This window comes from Nocardioides marinus, from assembly GCF_013408145.1.
Classification (GTDB): domain Bacteria; phylum Actinomycetota; class Actinomycetes; order Propionibacteriales; family Nocardioidaceae; genus Nocardioides; species Nocardioides marinus.
This window is the reverse complement of the sequence record NZ_JACBZI010000001.1, coordinates 83,372-102,354: the sequence shown is the minus strand read 5'-3', so window position 1 is coordinate 102,354 and position 18,983 is coordinate 83,372. Positions and strand designations below refer to the sequence as shown.

Sequence of the window (18,983 nt, the reverse complement as noted above, 5' to 3'; positions counted from 1 at the left end):
CTCACGCTGCGACGACGCAGCTGCATCGGGGATCCGTCAGGTCCAGCGGCGCCCCGATGAACCTCACGCCGCGTCACGACTTCTTCGCCGCCGCCTTCTTCGTCGTCTTCTTCGCAGCGGTCTTCTTGGTCGTGGACTTCTTCGCCGTCGACTTCTTGGCCGCCTTCTTCGCGCCCTTCTTGGCCGCCTTCTTCGCCGGGCCGCGGGCGCGGCGCTCGGCGAGCAGCTCGGCGGCCCGCTCGAGGGTGAGGTCCTCGACGGTGTCGTCCTTGCGCAGGGTGGCGTTGTACTCGCCGTCGGTGACGTACTCGCCGAAGCGACCCGACTTCACCACGACCGGCTGCCCGGAGACCGGGTCGTTGCCGAGCTCCTTGAGCGGCGGGGCGGCCGCGGCGCGGCCGCGCTGCTTGGGCTGGGCGTAGATCCGCAGCGCCTCGTCGAGGGTGATCGTGAAGAGCTGGTCCTCCGACGTCAGCGAGCGGGAGTCGCTGCCCTTCTTGAGGTACGGCCCGTAGCGGCCGTTCTGCGCGGTGATCTCGTCACCGGACTCCGGGTCCTCGCCGACGACGCGCGGCAGCGAGAGCAGCTTGACGGCGTCCTCGAGGGAGACGGAGTCCAGCGACATCGACTTGAACAGCGAGCCGGTGCGCGGCTTCGCGGACTTCGGGGCGTCCTCGGGCAGCAGCTCGGTGACGTAGGGGCCGAAGCGGCCGTTCTTGGCCACGATCCGCAGACCGGTCTCGGGGTGCGCGCCGAGGTCGATCTCCTCGCCGGCGGGGTTGGCCAGCAGCTCCTTGGCCTTCTCCAGCGTCAGCTCGTCGGGCGGCAGGTCGTCGGGGACGTTGGCGCGTACGCCCGCACCGTCACCGTCGTCGGGCCCGCCGGCGGTCTCGAGGTAGGGGCCGTAGCGCCCGACCCGCAGGTTGATGCCGGAGTCGGGGCCACCGACCGGGAAGGTCGCCAGCTCGCGGGCGTCGATGTCGCCGAGGCCGTCGACCAGCGTCTTGAGGCCCTCGACGTCGCCGGTGCCGAAGTAGAACTCCGCCAGCTCGGTGGAGCGGTCCTTGCGGCCGGCCGCGATCTCGTCGAGGACGTCCTCCATCCGGGCGGTGAAGGTGTAGTCGATCTGGCGCGGGAAGTGCTCGGTCAGCAGCCGGATCACCGAGAACGCCAGCCACGCCGGCACCAGCGCGGTGCCCTTCTTGTAGACGTAGCCGCGGTTGAGGATCGTGCCGATGATCGAGGCGTAGGTCGACGGGCGACCGATCTCGCGCTCCTCGAGCTCCTTGATCAAGGTGGCCTCGGTGTAGCGCGAGGGCGGCTTGGTCTCGTGGCCGTTGGCCGTGACGCTGGCCGCCGCCACCGAGTCGCCCTCGGCCAGCTGCGGCAGCCGGGTCTCCTGGTCGTCGGTGGCCTTGCCCTCGTCGGTGCCCTCGACGTAGGCCTTGAGGAAGCCGTGGAAGGTGATGACGCGGCCGGTCGCGGAGAAGACGACGTCCTCGCCGGTGGCCGCGGCGCCGCCGAGGCGGATCGTCACCGACTGGCCGACGGCGTCCTTCATCTGCGAAGCCACGGTGCGCATCCAGATCAGCTCGTAGAGCCGGAACTGCTCGCCGGTCAGCCCCGTCTGGGCCGGGGTGCGGAACGACTCGCCGGCCGGGCGGATCGCCTCGTGCGCCTCCTGGGCGTTCTTGACCTTGGAGGTGTAGGTGCGGGGGGCGTCGGGGAGGTACTCGGCGCCGTAGAGCTCGCGCACCTGCGACCGGGCCGCGTTCACGGCCGTGCCTGACAGCGTGGTGCTGTCGGTACGCATGTAGGTGATGTAGCCGTTCTCGTAGAGCCGCTGGGCGACCGACATGGTCACGCTGGCGGACATGCCGAGCTTGCGGCTGGCCTCCTGCTGCAGCGTCGTGGTGCGGAACGGCGGGTACGGCGAGCGACGGTAGGGCTTGGCCTCGACCGAGCGGACGTCGTACGTCGTGTCCTCGAGGGCGCTGACCAGGGCCTCGGCGCGCGGCCGGTCGAGGTGGACGACCTTGCCCTCGGCACCGGCCTTGAGCACGCCGTCCTGGCCGAAGTCGGATCCGCGCGCGACGCGCTTGTCGTCGACGGAGTGCAGCTTGGCCGGGAACATCCGCTGCTCGTGCTTGGAGCCGGCGTCGAAGGTGCCCTCGAGGTCCCAGTAGGAGGCGACCTTGAAGGCCATCCGCTCCTGCTCGCGGTCCACGACCAGTCGCGTCGCCACCGACTGCACCCGGCCGGCGGACAGGCCGGACATGACCTTCTTCCACAGCACCGGGGAGACCTCGTAGCCGTAGAGGCGGTCGAGGATGCGGCGGGTCTCCTGGGCCTCGACGAGGTCCATCGCGAGCTCGCGGGGGTTCTCGGCTGCCTCGAGGATCGCGGCCTTGGTGATCTCGTGGAAGACCATCCGCTTGACCGGGATGTTCTTCGGCTTCAGCTCGTCGAGCAGGTGCCAGGCGATCGCCTCCCCCTCGCGGTCCTCATCGGTGGCGAGGTAGAGCTCGTCGGCGTCCTTGAGCAGGCCCTTGAGCTTGGAGATGTGCGACTTCTTGTCGCGCGGCACGACGTAGTAGGGCTCGAAGCCGTTGTCGACGTCGACCGCGAGCCGCCCCCACGGCTTGTCCTTGATCTTGGCCGGGGTGTCCGCGGCGGAGTTGGGGAGGTCGCGGATGTGACCGATGGAGGACTCGACGACGTAGCCCTGGCCGAGGTACCCGCCGATGGTGCGGGCCTTGGCCGGGGACTCGACGATGACGAGCTTGTGTGCCACGGGGCTGGTCGTTCCTTCGATCGGGGGGTTGCTTCTCGCTGCTGCGGACCGTGCCCTCGAGGGCCTCGGCGCCGCTCACGGTAGCGCGTGCCGGCGACCTGGCCCTCCCCGAGAGGCTGCGGTGGGCGGTCTCGGAGCACCTGTGGAGAGCCCGACGAGCACCTGCGGCGATCGTTCTACCCTCGACGGTAGAACCGGACGTACCCTCGAGAGGTGCCCACGTTGAACCTCAAGGATCCCGAGGTCTACCGGCTGGCCCGAGAGCTGGCCGAACGACGCGGCACGTCCATGACCGCGGCCGTCCGGGCGGCGCTCGCTGAAGCGGTGGAGCGGGAGCCCGCGCACCCTGGACGAGCGACCGTGGATGAGCTGAGGGAGCTCGCACGCAGGGTGCGCGACTCCGGCGACGAGCCGCTCCTCACCGACGACGACCTGTACGACGACCTGGGGCTTCCCCGTTGATCATCGACTCCTCCGCAGTGATCGCCATGGTGCTGGACGAGGGGGACGCAGACGCGGTCTTCGAGACGTTGGCCGCCGCCGCACAGCCCTTGATGGCCACCCCCACCTACGTCGAGGCGACGGTCGTGGCTCGTGGTCGGAGCATCGCCGAATTCGATGCATTCCTGCGCCGCGCACGAGTACGCCTGGTCGACTTCACCCCGGAGATGGCGCAGGTCGCGACAGACGCCTACCGACGCTTCGGCAAGGGCTCCGGCTCTCCCGCTCGACTCAACCTGGGCGACACGTTCTCCTACGCGCTGGCCAGGGTGACAGGAGAGCCGCTGCTGTTCGTCGGCGACGACTTCACCCACACCGACGTCACCCCGGCCCTCACCCGCTGACGGTCTCGCTGACGAGGAACCCCTCGCGCACCAGCTCGGCGACCACCGGCAGGTAGTCCTCGCGGGTGGCGGCGGGATCGAGGTCGAGGATCTCGGCGAGCGCGTCGAGGATCTGCCCGACCTCCAGGTCACCGTCGCAGGCGCCCACCAGGCCGGCCACCACGGTGTCGGCGGTGCGGGCACGGCGCAGGCCGGTCTGCTGGCGCAGCACGATCGTCTCGGGGTCCTCGGCGCCCACCGGGCCGAGGGTCTCCTGGCGCACGTCGGGGCGCAGGGTCAGCCGGGCGCCCGGGCCGGCCTCCGCGTGCACCGCCCGGCCCCAGGCCGCGACCGCGGGCGCGATCGGCTGCTCGACGTCGTAGGGCCAGCTGAGCAGCTCGCGGGCCGGGCCGCCGGCCTCGGAGCCGGTACGCCGGTGCAGGTGGATCCAGCCGAAGCCGACCGCCTCGATGGCCTGCTCGTCGAACCACGACAGCCAGGTGTCGTAGCGCTGGTGGTAGTCCTCGAGCCGGACCGCCCCGGTCGAGGGGTGGTGGCCGGCGTCCTTGAGCCACAGCTCGACGTACGCCGCGGGGTCGAGCACCTCGCGCTGGACCACGAGCGCGTCGACGTCCTCGGAGAGCCACGGCGCGAGCCGCTCGTCCCACGGCTGGTCGCGGGAGATGACCCAGTTGCCCAGCACCTGGCACCAGCCGCCGGGGGTCAGGTGGTCGGGAGCGGCGCGCACGATGTCCTCGACGACCCGGTCGCCGGGCAGGCCGGAGTCGCGGTAGACCAGCCGCTCGCCGGTGGCCGGCGAGATCACGAACGGCGGGTTGGTCGCGATCAGGTCGAAGCGCTCGCCGTGCACCGGCTCGAAGAACGACCCGTCGCGGACCTCGACGCGCTCCTCGACGTCGTTGAGGGCGGCGTTGAAGCGGGTCAGCCGCAGCGCGCGGGCGTTGACGTCGGTCGCGACGACCGCCTCGGCGTGGCGGGCGAGGTGCAGGGCCTGGACGCCGCAGCCGGTGCCGAGGTCGAGCGCTCGGCCGACCGGCTCGCGCAGCGTCAGCTGGGCCAGGCTCGTGGAGGCGGGGCTGATGCCCAGCACGTGGTCGGGGCCGACGCGCTGCGGCGTACCGTCCAGCCCGGGGGTGAGGTCGGAGACGACCCACAGGTGCTGGTCGTCGGTGGCGTAGGGCCGCACGTCGAGGCGGGCGGCGACCTCGCCGACGCTCTGCTCCAGAAGGCCCTCCGCGCACAGGTCGTCGACCAGGCCGGGCAGTGCCGACTCGGCCGCCGAGAGCCCGACCGGCACCTGCAGCAGGAACAGCCGTACCAACGTCGACAGCGCTGACCCGTCGCGGGTGCGGCGCAGGCCGGGCACGGTCTCGTTGCGGGCCAGCGCGTCGTGCCCGAGGGGGCCGAGCTGGTCGGCGACGGCGTCGTAGGTGAAGTCGGCGGCGACGAGGGCGTCCCTCAGCCGGTGCGGGAGGTCCTGGGGGCTGCTCACCCCCTGAGCCTAGAAGAGGGGCGCGACGGGGCCCCGCCTGCCACCATCTCCCCATGACGCTCCCCCGACCGTCCTCCGACCGCACCGCCGTCGTCACCGGCGCCTCCTCCGGCATCGGCGCCGAGATCGCCCGTGAGCTCGCGCGGCGCGGCCACCACGTCACCCTGGTCGCCCGCTCCGAGGACAGGCTGCGGGCGCTGGCCGAGGAGCTGACGGAGCAACCGGGGTCCGCCGGCGCGTCGGTGATGCCCTGCGACCTCGGTGACCGGACGGCCCGCGCGGCGCTCGCCGACTCGCTGCTGGCCGGCGACCGGACCGTCGAGGTGCTGGTCAACAACGCCGGCCTCTCCACCCTCGGCCCCGTCGCGGCCTCCGACCCCGAGGCGGAGATGGGGATGATCGAGGTGGACGTGGTCGCCGTGGCCGACCTGTGCTCGCGGCTGCTGCCGGGCATGGTCTCGCGCGGGCGCGGGGCCGTCCTCAACGTCGCGTCGACCGCGGCCTTCCAGCCGCTGCCCGGCCAGGCGGGGTACGGCGCCGGCAAGGCGTTCGTGCTGTCCTACACCCAGTCGCTGGCCGGCGAGCTGCGCGGCACCGGCGTCACCGCCACGACCCTGTGCCCGGGGCCGGTGCACACCGGCTTCGGCGAGCGGGCCGGCTTCTCGCAGCAGGAGGCCGAGGACGCGCTGCCCGCCGTGATGTGGGTGTCCGCGGAGAAGGTGGCGCTCGACGCCGTGAAGGGGCTCGACCGCGGCCGGCTGGTGGTCATCCCCGGCCGCGCGAACCGGGTGGCCGCAGCGTTCGCCCAGGTCACCCCGCGCTCGCTGCTACTGCCGGTGCTGGTCAAGAGCCACCCCGGCCTGCGGTGACCACGGCGATGCGCATCTCGCCCGAGCCGCCGGTCGCCGCCGCGGCGCTGCCCTGGGACGCCCCGGTCGGCGACGCGGTCGCGTCCATCGCCGCGGCGCGCGCCGAGCACGGCGACACCTTCGTGGTCCACTCGGGGGAGGCCGGTCGGGACACCTACCTCTTCTGCTTCTCCCCCCAGGGCGTCGAGTCCTTCTACGCCCTACCTGAGGAGAGCGCCAGCAAGGGCGTCGCCGACTACCTCATGCTGCGCCGCAAGCTGCCCGACGAGGTCTTCGCCGACCGACGCACGCTGCCGGGCGGACTGTTCCGCAAGGACGACGTCGCCACCTACCTCACCGCACTGGACGACTCGCTCGACCTCACGATCACCGAGCTCGGGGGCGCCGGCACCGTGGACCTCTTCGCCCTGACACGCCGGCTGGGGCATCGGATGGGGCTCGCCTCGTGGGGCGGCCCCGGCTCGGCGTCCGGCGAGGTCTTCGAGGCGCTCGCCGCGGACCTCGACCAGCTCGACGGCGCCGCCTCCTTCGTCCACCCCGACACGGTGCGCGCCGTCGCCGAGAGCGGGTACGCCGAGGAGCGGGCCGCCCTCGAGCGCGTCGTCGCCCTGCTCGGACCGGCCGTGGACGCGGCGTCTGCCGCACCCGAGGAGCACGGGCTGTTCGGGCGGATCGTCGCGGCCTGGTCGGACGCCGGGCCCGAGGACCGCCGACGGGGTGCCGCGCTCGACGTCGTGCTGGTGCACGTGGCGTCGATGTCCAACCTCAACGCCGCCCTGGGCTGGGCGCTCGTCGACCTGCTCGAGCACCCGGACGCCCTGGAGCGGGTGCGCGGGGGCGACGCAGCGTTCGCGTCGCGGTGCGCCCTGGAGTCGACGCGGCTGGCGCAGCGCTCGATCATGTCGCGCCACGTGATGTCTCCGGTCGCGCTGGACACGGGCGCCACCACCTACGAGGTCGGGCCGGGCGTCACGATCGCCACGCTGCTGCCGCTGACCAACCTCGACCCGGCGCTCGGGCACGACCGCTGGGATCCGGAGCGCTGGGACCGCTACCGGTTCACCGACACCGCGGGGCTCGCCAGCCCCCAGCTCGTCACGGCGTTCGGGCACGGGAAGCACACCTGCCCGGCCCAGCCGTTCTCGCTGGCGGCGATGACGGCCTCCGCGACCCGGCTGCTGACGACGTACGACCTCACCACCCGGTGGACCGACCATCCGCTGCCCGTCCCTGCCCAGATCGGCGGCGTGGCCCGGGCCTCCGGCCCGGTCGAGGTCTCCTACTCCCGTCGCGCCTGACGGCAGGTCACTCGGCGATGGAGCCGAGGTAGAGGTCCTCGGGGCAGCCGAAGGAGTACTCGATCGGCAGCACGCCGCTGGGCCCGTCCACCCCGTGCACCACGCCGGCGGTGAGGTCGACGACCAGCTCGGCGCCGCCCCCGTCGACGACCACCCAGGAACCGTTGCCGAGGTCCTCCGCGGCGAACGCATCGGTGAAGTAGTACGCCGGGAGCACGTCGTTGCCGACCGCCAGCGCGAACGCGGCGCAGTCGGCCTCGGTCGACCGGAAGAACGCCACCGCCTCCTCACCGCTCGGCCCGCTGGGCGCCTCCTCGGCGGGGGCAGGGTCCACGGGCTCGGTGGCGGGCTCGGTGACGGGCTCCACGGCAGGCTCGTCGACCCTCTCGACGGTCGGCGCCGCGGGTGCCGCGGCCTCGGTGGGCTGGTCGTCCCCGCACGCGGCGAGCGCCGGCGCGAGGGCCAGGGCGAGGACCGGGAGGAGCAGGGACGGGACGGACGTCCGACGGCTGCGCATGCTCCACCGTGGCACGGGTGGCTCCCCCCAGGGCCACCTCACGCCCGGGTAGTCACATCGGGCCAGCCCGAACGGACTACCCGACTGCCGCGGGATGGGCAGTTCGGGCAGGAACCCGTGACAACCGGGTCCTAGGACCTCCCACGGTTTTACCGTCGCTGCACCGGGTCGGCGCGCCTTGGGAGGGGCGCGCCACCCGGATCTCGATCACCCACCGGGAGGGACCCCCATGCTGCCCACGCTGCACCGTTGCGCGCTCGCGCCCGCGCTGTCACTCGTCCTCGCAGCCGGCGGCGTCACGCTGACCGCCGCACCCGCCACCGCAGCCCCCGTGGTCGCCGCCGACCGCACGGGCGGAGCCGCCGGCGGTCCGCTGGACGGCATCCTCGACCCGGTCACCGACCTGCTGAACGCACTCGTCGGCCCCATCATCAACGGCACCGCCGCTGTCGGCAGCCCACTCACGCTCACCATGCCCGAGTGGAACCTCCTCGGCGTCGCCAACCAGGTGCAGTGGCTGGCCGACGGCGTACCGATCCCGGGCGCCACCGGCACCACCTTCACCCCCACGCTCGACGAGGCCGGCAAGAACGTCCAGGCCCTCGTCACCGGCTCGGTGCTCGGCGTCCTCACGCTGCTGGTCAAGGAGGTCTACTCCGGCGTCGTCGCCATCCCGCTCCCCGGCGGTGGCGGCGGTGGTGGCGGCGGCGGTGAGGGCGGTGGGACCGGCAACCCGGTGCTCGAGGTCCTCAGCGACCCGGCCATCACCGGCATCCCCGGTGTCGGCTCGCTGCTGCAGGTCCTCAACCCGATCTGGAGCCTGCCGGGCGTGACGACGACCTACCAGTGGTTCGTGGACGGCGCGCCCGTCCCCGGCGCCACGGGGCCGACGTACGTGCCGGTCCTCAGCGACGCCGGCAAGCAGCTGCACGCCGTCGTGACGGGCACCCTGGCCGGGCTGCCGGTCCTCACCGCGCTCACCGGCTTCCTCACGATCCCCCAGACCGAGGCCAGCCCGCTGCAGGCCACGTCCGCTGCGACCGTGACCGGCACCGCGCGCGTCGGCAAGGTCATCAGCGTCCAGGACCCGACCTGGAACGAGGAGGGCGTCACCCACGCCTACCAGTGGCTGCGCGACGGCTCCCCCATCTCCGGTGCGACCGACAAGACCTACACGCTGACCCCCGACGACTACGGCCGCCGTGTCGTGGCCAAGGTGACCGGCCACAAGGAGGGCTGGACCGACAGCACCGTCGACAGCAACGAGGTGACCCCCGGCCTGGGCGACCCGCCGAGCTTCACCACCCAGCCCTCGGTCAGCGGCACCTACGCCCTGGGGCGCACCCTCACCGCCCTGCCCGGCGCCTGGGGCCAGGGCAGCACGCCGGCCCACACCTACCAGTGGCGCCGTGGCGGCCAGGTCATCAGTGGCGCCACCTCCTCGACGTACGCCGTCGCCGCCGACGACCTCGGGTCGACCCTGTCGGTCACCGTGACCGCGACGCGTGCGGGCTACCAGCCGGCCACCTTCACCACCTCGGCGCTGCCGGTCGCGAAGCTGGCCTCGGCGACCACGCTGAAGGGCAAGAAGAAGGCCCGTGCGGGCAAGCCGCTGCGCGTGAAGGTCGGCGTGCTGGTGGACGGGTTCGCCCCCGACGGGGTCGTCAGCATCCTCGACGGCTCCAAGACCCTCAAGCGGCTGCGGATCGCCCGCGGCACCAAGAAGGTCAAGCTGCCCAAGCTCTCGAAGGGCAAGCACGTGCTCACCGCGGTGTACGCCGGCTCCGACGCCACCGAGGAGTCCCGGTCGAAGACGCTGAAGGTGCGGGTGCTGCCCCGCCGCTGAGGTCGTGCCGCTCCACCCGGAGCCCACACGCACAGCGCCCCCACCCAGGTGCCGGGTGGGGGCGCTGCGTGCGTGCAGGGGCGGGTCAGCCGACCGGGGCCGGCTCCTCGTCGGAGATGACCGCCGAGCGGCGCTTGGACAGGTAGACCGCGACCGCGATGCCGAGCGCCGCCGCGAGGGCGATGATGATCGACAGCGGACGGTTGGCGTCCTCGCCCACGGTCAGCGAGATGATCGCGCCCACGATGAGCAGCGAGACCAGGTTCATCACCTTCAGCAGCGGGTTGATCGCCGGGCCCGCGGTGTCCTTGAACGGGTCGCCGACGGTGTCACCGATGACGGTGGCCTCGTGGGCGGGCGAGCCCTTGCCACCGTGGTGACCGTCCTCGACCAGCTTCTTGGCGTTGTCCCACGCACCGCCGGCGTTGGCGAGGAAGACCGCCATCAAGGTGCCGGAGCCGATGGCACCGGCCAGGAACCCGGCCAGCGCGCCGACGCCGAGACCGAAGCCCACCGCGATCGGGGCCAGGATCGCCAGGATGCCCGGCGTGGCCAGCTCGCGCAGCGAGTCGCGGGTGACGATGTCGACGACCTTGCCGTACTCCGGGCGACCGGTGCCCTCCATGATCCCCGGGATCTCCCGGAACTGGCGGCGCACCTCCATGACCACCGCACCGGCGGCCCGGCCCACGGCGTTGATGGCCAGCCCCGAGAACAAGAACACCACCGCGACGCCGATCAGCAGACCGACCAGCACGTCGGGGCTGAACACGAAGAAGCTGGTCAGGAAGTCGGTGACGTCCTGCTCGGTGGAGTTCTCCAGGTCCGCCAGCCGCTCGATCGCGGTGCCGATGTAGGAGCCGAACAGCGCGCTCGCGGCCAGCACGGCCGTCGCGATCGCGATGCCCTTGGTGATCGCCTTCGTGGTGTTGCCGACCGCGTCGAGCTCGGTGAGGATCTGCGCCCCCTCCTCGCTCACGTCGCCGGACATCTCCGCGATGCCCTGGGCGTTGTCGGAGACCGGGCCGAAGGTGTCCATCGCGACGATCACGCCGACGGTGGTGAGCAGGCCGCAGCCGGCCAGGGCCACCGCGAACAGCGCGATGGACAGCGAGCCCGCCCCCAGCAGGAACGCGCCGAAGACGGCCGCCCCGATCACCAGGGTCGTGTAGACGGCCGACTCGAAGCCGACCGAGAGGCCGGACAGGATGACCGTGGCCGCACCGGTCAACGACGTACGCCCGACGTCCTTGACCGGACGGAACTCGGTGCCGGTGAAGTAGCCGGTGAGGGCCAGGATCGCCGCGGCGAGCACGATGCCGATCAGCACCGCCAGGGCCGCGATCACCGCCGGGCTGCCGCTGGCGGGCTCGAACCCGAAGGCCCGGTCGAGCGGGCTGCCGCCGCGCTCGAGGCCGCTGAGCTCGGAGAAGTCACCGGGCAGGTAGACGAAGGCCAGCAGGACGCTGGCCACCGCACCGATGCCTGCGGAGATGTAGAACGCGCGGTTGATCGTGGTCAGGCCGTTCTCGCCGGGCCGCGGCTGGCAGAGGTAGACACCGGCCACCGCGGTCAGCGCCCCGATCGCGGGGATCAGCAGCGGGAAGACCAGGCCCTTGTCGCCGAACGCGGCCGAGCCGAGGATCAGCGCCGCCACCAGGGTGACGGCGTAGGACTCGAAGAGGTCGGCGGCCATGCCGGCGCAGTCACCCACGTTGTCGCCGACGTTGTCGGCGATGGTGGCGGCGTTGCGCGGGTCGTCCTCGGGGATGTTGTTCTCGACCTTGCCGACCAGGTCGGCGCCCACGTCGGCGGCCTTGGTGAAGATGCCGCCGCCGACTCGCATGAACATCGCGAGCAGCGCCGCCCCGAAGCCGAAGCCCTCGAGCACGTCGGGCGCGTCGTCCTGGAAGGCCAGCACCACGACGGACGCGCCGAGCAGGCCGAGGCCGACGGTGAGCATGCCGACGGTGGCGCCGGTGCGGAACCCGATGTGCATCGCCGGGTCGCGGCCCTGCGTCTGGGCGGCCGCGGCGACGCGCAGGTTGGCCTGCACCGCCAACGACATCCCGAGGTAGCCCACCGCCGCGGAGAAGCCGGCGCCCCCGAGGAAGGCCACGGAACGGAAGATCCGCACCACGGCGTCGTCGGCGGGCAGCAGCAGCAGCGCGAAGAACGCGATGCCGGCGAAGATGGCGAGCGTGCGGAACTGCCGCGTGAGGTAGGCGTTGGCCCCCTCCTGCACGGCCTGGGCGATGGACTTCATGTTGTCGGTGCCTTCGGCGGCAGACATCACCTCGGCGCGGAACATCGCAGCCATCGCCAACGCACCGAGTGCGATGAGAGCGACGACGACGACGAGCACGAGGTTGCCACCGGAGACGTCCACGACGTTGGGAACGGTCCCCGTCATGCGCTTCCTCCTGGGTCGGAGCTGTGCAGCTCGGTGTGGACGCAGCAGCAGAGTGTGAGCCACGTCTCACTGGAACGAGCCGGAGTCTACGCACGGCAAAGGGCGTGACAGCAGCACAGTGTGACGCGCGCCACAGCGTGTCACCGTCGGTGACGGGTCCCACGTGGCCGTGCGGCGTGCCAGCAGGACCCCCGGACCAGGGCGTGGTCTCGGGGGTTCAGGCCAGGGGCTCGAGCCAAAGGCTCGGACCAAGGCTCGGGTCAGAGGCTCAGGGTCAGGAGGCGGCCAGCGCGGCTTCGGCGCTGTCGTGGATGACGAAGACCTTCGCCAGTCCGGTGATCCGGAAGATCTTGAGCAGGCGGTCCTGGGTGCACACCAGCTGCAGCGAGCCGTCGTGCGCGCGGACCTTCTTCAGTCCGCCCACGAGGACACCGAGGCCGGTGGAGTCGAGGAACTCCACTGCCTCCATGTCGATCACGAGGTCGTAGACGCCGGCGGCGACGAGCTCGGTGATCTTGTCGCGCAGCTTCGGCGCTGTGTAGACATCGATCTCACCGCCGACGGTGACAACGGTCGTACCGTCGACGTCGCGCGTGGCGAGGGTGAGGTCCACGTGTTGCTCCCTGTCGGCTGGGGGTGGGTCGAAGGTACTCCAGGTCGGCCGGAGCGCAGGGAACGCCCCCCGTCCCACGGATCGACCACAGGATATGAAACCACGACGCCCCGAGGCGCGCACAGAAAGGTAAAGACGACAGGCCTCCCGCGCCACACCCGAACGGTGCCCGCTCACCCGTTCAGGTGGCTGTCCCCTGCCGAGCCGGCGCATTGATACGCCGGCTCGACCACCCAGCCCGCCGAGCCGGCGCATTGATGCGCCGGCTCGGCGGTGTCGGTGCGGTTTGCGAGGATCGGGACCATGCCCGGCCCGACCACCAGCGAGCTCGCCCCGAGCGGCACGCCGACGGGCCGACCCGTGACCGGGCTGCTCGAACGGCTGGCCTCGGCCCCCGGGCGCGCCGACCGGCTGACCCACGTCGAGGAGCTCCCGCCCCGGGCGGCAGTGGCTGCCCCGTGGCCGGGGTGGGTGCCGGAACAGGTGCGGGCGGCGTACGCCGGGCGTGGCGTGGTGCAGCCCTGGACCCACCAGGTGGCGGCGGCCGACGCCGCCTGGCACGGCCGGCACGTGGTGCTCTCGACGGGGACGGCGTCGGGCAAGTCGCTGGCCTTCCAGGTGCCGGCGCTCTCGCGGGTGCTGGCCGCGCGTGGTGGTCGCGGGCAGCGCGGCGCGGCGGTGCTCTACCTCTCCCCCACCAAGGCGCTCGCCCAGGACCAGCTCTCCTCGCTGCACGAGCTGGGTCTGGGGGTGAGGCTCGCGACGCACGACGGCGACAGCAGCCGCGAGCAGCGTGAGTGGACCCGCGACCACGGCGAGTACGTCCTCACCAACCCCGACATGCTGCACCGCAGCCTGCTGCCCGGCCACGAGCGCTGGACCGGGTTCTGGCGGTCACTGTCGATGGTGGTCGTCGACGAGTGCCACCACTACCGCGGGGTCTTCGGGGCGCACGTGGCGCACGTGCTGCGCCGCCTGCGGCGGGTGTGCGCGTCCTACGGCGCCGACCCGACGTTCGTGCTGGCCTCCGCCACCGTGGCAGACCCGGCCGCGGCCGCGCACCGGCTCACCGGGCTCGACGTGCTCGCGATCGAGGACGACGCCTCGCCCCGCGGCCGGGTCACCGTGGGGCTCTGGGAGCCTCCGCTGACCGAGCACCTCGGGGAGAACGACGCGCCCGTGCGGCGGGCCGCCTCCTCCGAGACCGCCGACCTGCTCACCGACCTGGTCGTCGAGGGCGTGCGCAGCCTGGCCTTCATCCGCTCGCGCCGCGGTGCGGAGCAGGTCGCGATGACCTCGTCCGCGCTGCTGGAGGAGGTCGACCCGTCCCTCGCGGGTCGGGTCGCGGCCTACCGAGGGGGCTACCTCCCCGAGGAGCGCCGTGAGATCGAGCAGCGGCTGCGCTCCGGGGAGCTCCTGGGCCTGGCTGCGACCAACGCGCTGGAGCTCGGCATCGACGTCAGCGGTCTCGACGCGGTGCTGGTCGCCGGCTTCCCCGGGACCCGCGCCGCCTTCTGGCAGCAGGTCGGGCGTGCCGGCCGGGGGGCGCAGGACGCGGCGGCGCTGCTGGTGGCGCGCGACGACCCGCTGGACACCTACCTCGTGCACCACCCGGAGTCGTTGTTCGGTCGACCGGTCGAGGCGACGGTCTTCGACCCCACCAACCCCTACGTCCTCGGGCCGCACCTCGCGGCCGCCGCACAGGAGCGGCCGCTCACGCGCGCCGACCTCGCGGCGTACTGGCCCGGTGCCGAGCCGGTCGTCGACGACCTCGTCGCGCGCGGGCTGCTGCGCAAGCGGCCGCACGGCTGGTTCTGGACCGACCGCAGCCGGGCCGCGGACCTCGCCGACATCCGCTCCAGCGGCGGCCAGCAGGTCCAGCTCGTCGAGGCCGGCACCGGTCGGGTGGTCGGCACCGTCGACGGCGGGCGCGCGCACGGGACAGCCCACCCCGGCGCGGTCTACGTCCACCGCGGCGAGACCTACCTCGTGCGCGAGCTCGACCTCGAGGACCACGTGGCCGTCCTCGAGCGGGACGACCCCGACTACTCCACCTCCGCCCGCGAGCTCACCGACATCTCGGTGGTCGAGGAGCGCGAGAGCCGTCGGTGGGGCCCGTGCCGCCTGGTGCTGGGCCAGGTCGACGTCTCCCAGCAGGTGGTCTCGTTCCTGCGGCGGCGCCAACCCGGCGGTGAGGTGCTCGGCGAGGAGCCGCTCGACCTCCCCGAGCGCACGCTGCGCACCAGCGCGGTGTGGTGGACGATCCCGTCCGCCGAGCTCGAGGGCTGCGGTCTCGACCCGGGCGACCTCCCGGGCGCCGCGCACGCGGCGGAGCACTGCTCGATCGGCCTGCTGCCGCTCTTCGCGACCTGCGACCGCTGGGACATCGGCGGTGTCTCGACCGCCCTGCACCCCGACACCGGCACGCTCACGGTCTTCGTCCACGACGGCCACCCGGGCGGAGCCGGCTTCGCGGAGCGCGGCTACCACGCCGCCGGCGCCTGGCTGCGGGCCACGCGGGAGACCATCGCCTCCTGCGAGTGCCTCGAGGGCTGCCCGTCGTGCATCCAGTCGCCCAAGTGCGGCAACCAGAACAACCCCCTCGACAAGGCCGGGGCCCTGGTCCTCCTGGACCTGCTGCTCGCCCACGCGCCGCTCGACTGACACCGACCGCCGGGCCCGTGTCGGCGGGCACTGTCGGCGGGGAGCGCGCAGCCCTAGGCTCGGGCCATGGTCGTCCTGGGTCTGCTGCTGCTCCTCGCCGGTGTCGTCGTCATCCTGGTCGGGGTGCTCACCGCCGACATCACGAGCACCGGCGCGGAGGTGCTCGGGATCGACGTCTCGGCAGTGACGCTGTTCCTGCTCGGCGTGGGTGCGGCGGCGGCCGTGCTGTGGGGGTTCTCGCTGGCCAAGCTGGGCGCCCGCAAGGCGATGCAGGCCCGCCGTGAGCACAAGAAGCTGACCGAGCTGTCGGAGAAGCTCGACCGCGCGCGCGAGCACGAGCGCGAGGAGGAGCGCTGAGGCCGGACCCGCTCACGCAAGACCGGCCCGAGCGGTGCCGGTGAGCGCGGCCTCAGGGCCCCACCGGCTCGGTGCGTCCACCGAGACGACCACCTCGACCGCGCTGCCGACGGCGCGGCACGACGTGACCTCCGCACCGTTGCGCCGGGCCACCTCGGCGGCCGCCACGCACGGGTCGAGGCCCGCCGCGCCCGCCGGGGCCCCGGTCAGGGCGCCGGCCCCGGCCAGTGCGGCGAGGTCGGCCGCCGCCCGCGCCTGCCGGTGCGCCGCGAACCACGCCCCCACCTCCCCGAGTGCCAGACCCACCACCAGCAGCAGCCCGAGGCAGGCGACCGCGGCCGTGGTGGCGGCGCCCCGGTCGGCACCACGGTCGGCACCCCGGTCGGCACCCCGGTCGGTACGCCGCCTCACGGGACGGACCCGCTCGGCGCCGGCCCCCCGGCGGCCGGCTCGCGCGCGGCCGTCGCCTCGCCGCTGACCTCCGCCCCGGGGAGCACGGCCAGCGCGCCGCCCGGCCCCTCGATCGTGGCCTTGACGGTGACGACGACCAGCCCGTCGCGGTCGCTCACCGCGACCGTGCTGCCCGGTGGCCCGATCGTGAGCGCGAGATCGGTCGCGACCGCGGCGTCCTCCCCGCGGGCCAGGGCGCGCGCCGCCTCGCGCGCGGCGTCGGTGGCCCGGAGCTGACCGAGCCCCACGACCAACAGCCACACCAGCCCGGCCGTGACGGCGAGGAGCAGCGGCAGCACCATGGCCAGCTCCGCGGTCACCGCTCCCCGATCGCCACGACCGGCCCGGCTCATCCGACGCCCAGCAGGCCGAGCACGTGGTCGAAGAGGGTCGTCAGCAGCTGGTCGCCGAAGCCACCGGTGAGCATCGTGTAGAGCAGACCGGCCAGCCCGGCGCCGGCGGCCGTGCCGACGGCGTACTCCGCGGTGGTGATGCCGTCCTGGGCGCGGTGCCGCGGACGACCACGGGTCGTGAGGACGTGGGGACGGGGCATGGTGCCTCCTGGGTCCGGGGCCACCCGATGCGGCCCGAGGGCACCCAGGCTGGTCGCCGGAGGGCCTGCGTGGGGGCGCCGTGGGCCGGGCTGGGGAGGGGCCCGATCGGACCCCGCATGTGGACGGCTGCCGGGCCCGGGCGGCGTCGAACCGGCGTAACGATGCGCCGGCTCGACGGAACCGACAGATCGAACCGGCGTAACGATGCGCCGGCTCGACGGGACCGGCGGGCCGAACCGGCGTAAGGATGCGCCGGCTCGACGGGGGGGATGGTCACCAGAGGTCGGCCAGGAGGGCGGCGGCCAGCGGGACGATGCCGAGCACGACGAAGGACGGCAGCAGGCACAGCCCGAGCGGGACCGCGGCGCGGACCCCCACGCGACGGGCCCGGTCCTCCACCTCCGCACGGGCCTGCTCCGCCGACCGCACCGCCAGGCGCGCGACCGCGTCGGCCACCGGCGTCCCGCTCTCGTGGGCGCGGGCCAGGGCCCGGCCGAGAGGTGCGAGCGCCGGGTCGTGGGCCAGCTCGCGCCACACGGCCGCGGGGTCGGCCCCGAGGGCCAGGGCGTGGGTACGGCCGAGCAGTCGGTCGGCGGTCGGGCCGGGCAGCGCGTCGGCCGCGTGCCGCAGCGCCCGGGTGGGGTCGCTGCCCGCGCGGACCGCGTCGGCGGCCAGACCCACCAGGTGGGGCAGGTCGGTGCGAGCCTGTGCGGCCGCCCGTCGCTCGACGCTGGACTCGCCCCTGCCGGCGGCGGTCCACACGGCCGCGCCCGCGACCAGCCCGACGACGGGGCCGAGCAGCGGCCCCAGCAGGTCGCGACCCCAGGTCAGCCCCGCGACGACGGCCAGGACAGCGGCCACCCCCCGCTGCCGTCGTACGTCGGTGGGCGGCCGCGGCCGGTGCCGCACCGTGACCGGGGGCCGGTGCGGCCGGTGGGCGAGCAGCACCGCGAGCGCGGTGGCCACGGCGGCCAGCGCGGTCATCGCTCCACCGACCGGGCGAGCAGCTCGATCCAGGCCAGCCCGCCGAGCAGCAGCCCGCCACCGAGCGCGAGGCAGGCCCAGCCGGCAGGACCGCCCAGGAGCCAGGCGAGCGGGTCACCGCCCGAGCCGGATCCCATCAGCCAGGCCAGCATCGGCAGGCCGGCCACGAGCCGACCGGTCGCGCGCGCCGACGCGAGCTCGGAGGCGACCACCCGGCGGCTGGCCTCTCCGGCCCGCAGGTCCTCGGCCACCCGGGAGAGCGCCGCCGCCAACCCCTGGCCCGTGCGGCCGGAGACCTGCCAGGCGGCGGCGACGAGCCGCAGCCCGCCAGCGCCGGGGGCCTCGGCGACACGACGCCAGGCCGTGGGGACGTCGAGCCCGACCCGGTGCGCGGCGAGCACGGGCCCCAGGGACGGCCAGTCCCGGGCGGCACGCGCCAGCGCCCGGTCGGGGCCGGCGCCGGCGGTGAGCTCCTCGGCGAGGGACTCGCAGCTCTCGCGCACGCGGGCGGCGGTGGCCCGGGCCGCGGACGCCTGTCGTCGGGCCCGCAGGATCCAGGCGGCACTGGCCGCCAGCAGCCCGAGGAGCGCGGCCGCGACGAGCACGCGGGCCGGGGGCCCGAGGAGCAGGACCACTCCCGTCGCGCCTGCGAGCAGCACCGCCGCACCCGGCGACCGGCCGGCGCGGGGCGTCACCCGACCCGGCACGAGCAGCGCAGCGGCCGCCCCCGCCAGCAGCGCGGAGAGCACCGGGTCGGCCGGCACCGGTCCAGCCAGCACCGGTCCAGCGAGCACCGACCCTGCCAGCACGGGTCCAGCCAGCACCGGGGCGCTCACGCCCGCGCCAGGACGTCGGCCAACTGGTCCTCCCCGGGCCCGGGGACCAGGGCACCGTGCTCGACCCGGACCGCGCTGAGCATCCGGACGGTGCCGTCGCGGTCGCGGGAGGGCACGGCCAGCTCGGCGACCCGGCGCGTGCCGTCGCGGTGGCGGCGCAGGTGGAGCACGGCTTCCACGCCGGCGGCGAGCTGGCTGTGGGCGGCCGCCCGGTCGAGCCCGGCGGCAAGGGCGAGGGCCTCCACCCGGGCGGGGACGTCGGCGGCGGCGTTGGCGTGCAGGGTGCCGCAGCCGCCCTCGTGACCGGTGTTGAGCGCGGCGAGCAGCTCGACCACCTCGGCCCCGCGGACCTCCTGCGGATTCCGGCGGGAGTTTCCCAAGATCCCCAGGGGCGTTCCGGCCGAGAAACTCCGAGCTGGGCCGAGCTTCCTCCACGGAAGAAGCTCGTGCT

The 18,983-nt window shown here is 73.8% G+C and carries 18 protein-coding genes; 7 read left to right on the top strand and 11 right to left on the bottom strand.

Annotated elements, in window-relative coordinates; genetic code table 11:
• Positions 1–73: 73 nt before the first annotated feature.
• Complete coding sequence (topA, locus tag BKA05_RS00515; RefSeq protein WP_179529680.1) at positions 74–2,794, bottom strand: type I DNA topoisomerase; 2,721 nt, start codon at positions 2,792–2,794, stop codon at positions 74–76.
• A gap of 213 nt (positions 2,795–3,007) precedes the next feature.
• Here topA and BKA05_RS00510 point away from each other — a divergent pair, with 213 nt between their 5' ends.
• Together BKA05_RS00510 and BKA05_RS00505 are read left to right on the top strand one after the other, a co-directional pair.
• Complete coding sequence (locus BKA05_RS00510) at positions 3,008–3,256, top strand: type II toxin-antitoxin system VapB family antitoxin (protein WP_218842184.1); 249 nt, start codon at positions 3,008–3,010, stop codon at positions 3,254–3,256.
• Positions 3,253–3,639 (top strand): type II toxin-antitoxin system VapC family toxin, encoded by a 387-nt coding sequence (locus tag BKA05_RS00505; protein WP_179529679.1) that lies wholly within the window; start codon positions 3,253–3,255, stop codon positions 3,637–3,639. Before BKA05_RS00510 ends, BKA05_RS00505 begins: the two co-directional genes overlap by 4 nt.
• On the opposite strand, the gene BKA05_RS00500 is transcribed toward BKA05_RS00505, so the two are convergent.
• A complete protein-coding gene (locus tag BKA05_RS00500) occupies positions 3,629–5,131 on the bottom strand; it encodes a DUF7059 domain-containing protein (RefSeq protein WP_179529678.1) in 1,503 nt (500 codons plus the stop codon). The genes BKA05_RS00505 and BKA05_RS00500 overlap by 11 nt on opposite strands.
• A gap of 53 nt (positions 5,132–5,184) precedes the next feature.
• Here BKA05_RS00500 and BKA05_RS00495 point away from each other — a divergent pair, with 53 nt between their 5' ends.
• Positions 5,185–6,000, top strand: a complete 816-nt coding sequence (locus BKA05_RS00495) for an SDR family NAD(P)-dependent oxidoreductase (protein ID WP_179529677.1) — start codon at positions 5,185–5,187, stop codon at positions 5,998–6,000.
• Complete coding sequence (locus tag BKA05_RS00490) at positions 5,997–7,298, top strand: cytochrome P450 family protein (RefSeq protein WP_218842182.1); 1,302 nt, start codon at positions 5,997–5,999, stop codon at positions 7,296–7,298. Before BKA05_RS00495 ends, BKA05_RS00490 begins: the two co-directional genes overlap by 4 nt.
• 7 nt (positions 7,299–7,305) lie before the next feature.
• Here the strand turns inward: BKA05_RS00490 and BKA05_RS00485 are convergent, their stop codons facing one another.
• Positions 7,306–7,815, bottom strand: a complete 510-nt coding sequence (locus tag BKA05_RS00485; protein WP_179529676.1) for a hypothetical protein — start codon at positions 7,813–7,815, stop codon at positions 7,306–7,308.
• 229 nt (positions 7,816–8,044) lie between these two features.
• Here BKA05_RS00485 and BKA05_RS00480 point away from each other — a divergent pair, with 229 nt between their 5' ends.
• Complete coding sequence (locus tag BKA05_RS00480; RefSeq protein ID WP_179529675.1) at positions 8,045–9,661, top strand: Ig-like domain repeat protein; 1,617 nt, start codon at positions 8,045–8,047, stop codon at positions 9,659–9,661.
• Positions 9,662–9,746: 85 nt separating this feature from the next.
• Here the strand turns inward: BKA05_RS00480 and BKA05_RS00475 are convergent, their stop codons facing one another.
• Positions 9,747–12,074 carry a sodium-translocating pyrophosphatase gene (locus tag BKA05_RS00475; RefSeq protein ID WP_179529674.1) on the bottom strand — a complete coding sequence of 776 codons (2,328 nt, stop codon included), beginning with the start codon at positions 12,072–12,074 and terminating at the stop codon, positions 9,747–9,749.
• Positions 12,075–12,348: 274 nt separating this feature from the next.
• Positions 12,349–12,687 carry an anti-sigma factor antagonist gene (locus BKA05_RS20140; protein WP_179529673.1) on the bottom strand — a complete coding sequence of 113 codons (339 nt, stop codon included), beginning with the start codon at positions 12,685–12,687 and terminating at the stop codon, positions 12,349–12,351.
• A gap of 303 nt (positions 12,688–12,990) precedes the next feature.
• Between BKA05_RS20140 and BKA05_RS00465 the strand changes: the two genes are divergently transcribed.
• Both BKA05_RS00465 and BKA05_RS00460 read left to right on the top strand, forming a co-directional pair.
• Positions 12,991–15,351, top strand: coding sequence for a DEAD/DEAH box helicase (locus BKA05_RS00465; protein ID WP_179529672.1), 2,361 nt, complete (start codon positions 12,991–12,993; stop codon positions 15,349–15,351).
• Between the two features lie 66 nt (positions 15,352–15,417).
• Complete coding sequence (locus tag BKA05_RS00460; RefSeq protein WP_179529671.1) at positions 15,418–15,708, top strand: hypothetical protein; 291 nt, start codon at positions 15,418–15,420, stop codon at positions 15,706–15,708.
• 12 nt (positions 15,709–15,720) lie between these two features.
• Here the strand turns inward: BKA05_RS00460 and BKA05_RS00455 are convergent, their stop codons facing one another.
• The 6 genes from BKA05_RS00455 to BKA05_RS19415 all read right to left on the bottom strand — a co-directional run bounded on the left by BKA05_RS00455 (position 15,721) and on the right by BKA05_RS19415 (position 18,912).
• On the bottom strand, positions 15,721–16,119 hold the full coding sequence (locus BKA05_RS00455) for an Rv3654c family TadE-like protein (protein ID WP_179529670.1): 399 nt from the start codon (positions 16,117–16,119) through the stop codon (positions 15,721–15,723).
• A complete protein-coding gene (locus tag BKA05_RS00450) occupies positions 16,116–16,478 on the bottom strand; it encodes a TadE family type IV pilus minor pilin (protein ID WP_343045454.1) in 363 nt (120 codons plus the stop codon). Before BKA05_RS00450 ends, BKA05_RS00455 begins: the two co-directional genes overlap by 4 nt.
• Before the next feature lie 29 nt (positions 16,479–16,507).
• Entirely contained in the window at positions 16,508–16,711 is a 204-nt protein-coding gene (locus BKA05_RS00445) for a DUF4244 domain-containing protein (RefSeq protein WP_179529668.1), read from the bottom strand.
• Positions 16,712–16,985: 274 nt separating this feature from the next.
• Positions 16,986–17,696 carry a type II secretion system F family protein gene (locus BKA05_RS00440; RefSeq protein WP_179529667.1) on the bottom strand — a complete coding sequence of 237 codons (711 nt, stop codon included), beginning with the start codon at positions 17,694–17,696 and terminating at the stop codon, positions 16,986–16,988.
• A complete protein-coding gene (locus tag BKA05_RS00435) occupies positions 17,693–18,532 on the bottom strand; it encodes a type II secretion system F family protein (protein ID WP_179529666.1) in 840 nt (279 codons plus the stop codon). The genes BKA05_RS00440 and BKA05_RS00435 overlap by 4 nt, the downstream gene beginning before the upstream one ends.
• Positions 18,529–18,912: an ATPase, T2SS/T4P/T4SS family gene (locus tag BKA05_RS19415; protein ID WP_343045453.1), complete on the bottom strand. Its 384-nt coding sequence runs from the start codon at positions 18,910–18,912 to the stop codon at positions 18,529–18,531. Before BKA05_RS19415 ends, BKA05_RS00435 begins: the two co-directional genes overlap by 4 nt.
• Positions 18,913–18,983: the final 71 nt, after the last annotated feature.